Consider the following 1,282-nt stretch of genomic DNA (forward strand, 5'->3'; position numbering starts at 1 on the left):
GTGTGTATAACAAATTGCACAGCTATGCCGCTGCGACAAGTTGCTGGATCGTACTCCACGCTCCACTTTTACGATAGCACCGCAAATCCGCGATGGCTTGCGCCCCATCAACCGTCCAGCGTTGGCCGGATAATTTGAGCCGCTGCTGCAAGACACTACGATGAGCGGCCTCTACTGGTCCAGAGCCGATGAGCAGCCCTTCATCCCTGTAGGTTTTGTACTGCATACGGTCTTCATGCTCTTCGTAATAAGATAGCAGTTTCGCCTTAGCTTCCCGGGCTTCGTGATTTCTCGCTCTGAGGCAGCTTACGTTATCCACTACCTCGTGCACTCTATTGGCTGAGAGTACTTCACACTGGCCAGCCACCCAGGCTTTGCGTTTTTCATCTACTCTAAACTGATGTTTTGCAAAGAGCACCAGTTTTTCTTTGGCGTGATAGAAGTCTAATATTTGACGAGCCCCAGGGAAGTTGTCCTCGGCCCAACGCCATATCCATGGGGCTCCATCTCCCAAAATGACCTTTTTTTGATAGGGTACTAGATGGCGCTCCAGTTTAGGGAAAAACTGGTCGACACTGCCAAAATGGGACACATAGACGGATTGGCGTATTTGTCTGCGCTTGGCCGACAGTTGTACCACATCTTGGTGTTGAAATATGCGGCCGAGCTTAATTTCTTTCCAGCTCTTTTCCTCTCGTGTAGGGAGCATCATGCCATCCATCATCACATAAGTAGGCGCTTGCTCATCAGTAATTTCTAAACTGGGTATGGCCCCTTCCGCATCCGCGCTGACCAATGGGCCTACTAAACTGCCATAGTGCATACAGACACGCTGTATTTGCATACCAGATAAGTCTAGCCTAAGCAGTTCTTCCAGTGTCTCGCTAGCCTGCTCGTAAACACTGCCCTGTCCTAGCAGGCAGCACAGCTCCCGCAGGCGCTCACTGAGGGCAAAGCGTTTTGTGCCTTGGCATAGCACGTGGTTTTTAGACAGCGTAAGCTGCCCAAAACTTGTCAAGACTTTTTTTTAGCGTTGCGGCTCTTTGGCAGTGGCCCATCTTGTTGGGTAGCTACCTTTTGGGCAAATTGGCGGGCTAAATCTAAAACGCTATTCTCATAAGCTGACGATGAGGTCGCGTTGGCTTGAGATTGCAGAAAGTCGAGTAGCTCGGCACGCATGCCACTTAGTATCTCGTCGGCAACTTGTTCTAGCTCGCTCGGGGTGGGGGTTGGCTTCTTCATACTTTAAAGATAGCTAACTTGTGCAATTTGTTATACACAC

Annotated in this window: 2 protein-coding genes; both read right to left on the bottom strand. The window is 50.0% G+C overall.

Annotation, left to right across the window (positions count from 1 at the left end):
• Nucleotides 1–22 precede the first annotated feature (22 nt).
• On the bottom strand, nt 23–1,018 hold the full coding sequence (locus IX84_RS32295; protein ID WP_081969018.1) for a UPF0236 family transposase-like protein: 996 nt from the start codon (nt 1,016–1,018) through the stop codon (nt 23–25).
• Nucleotides 1,015–1,242 carry a hypothetical protein gene (locus IX84_RS30445; RefSeq protein ID WP_044220747.1) on the bottom strand — a complete coding sequence of 76 codons (228 nt, stop codon included), beginning with the start codon at nt 1,240–1,242 and terminating at the stop codon, nt 1,015–1,017. Before IX84_RS30445 ends, IX84_RS32295 begins: the two co-directional genes overlap by 4 nt.
• Between the last annotated feature and the right edge of the window lie 40 nt (nt 1,243–1,282).

The sequence above is a fragment of the Phaeodactylibacter xiamenensis genome (assembly GCF_000759025.1).
GTDB classification, from domain to species: domain Bacteria; phylum Bacteroidota; class Bacteroidia; order Chitinophagales; family Saprospiraceae; genus Phaeodactylibacter; species Phaeodactylibacter xiamenensis.

Bases quoted from the DNA above. Each gene is read 5' to 3' on its own strand.
- IX84_RS30445 (WP_044220747.1), bottom strand. From the start codon at position 1,242: ATGAAGAAGCCAACCCCCACCCCGAGCGAGCTAGAACAAGTTGCCGAC.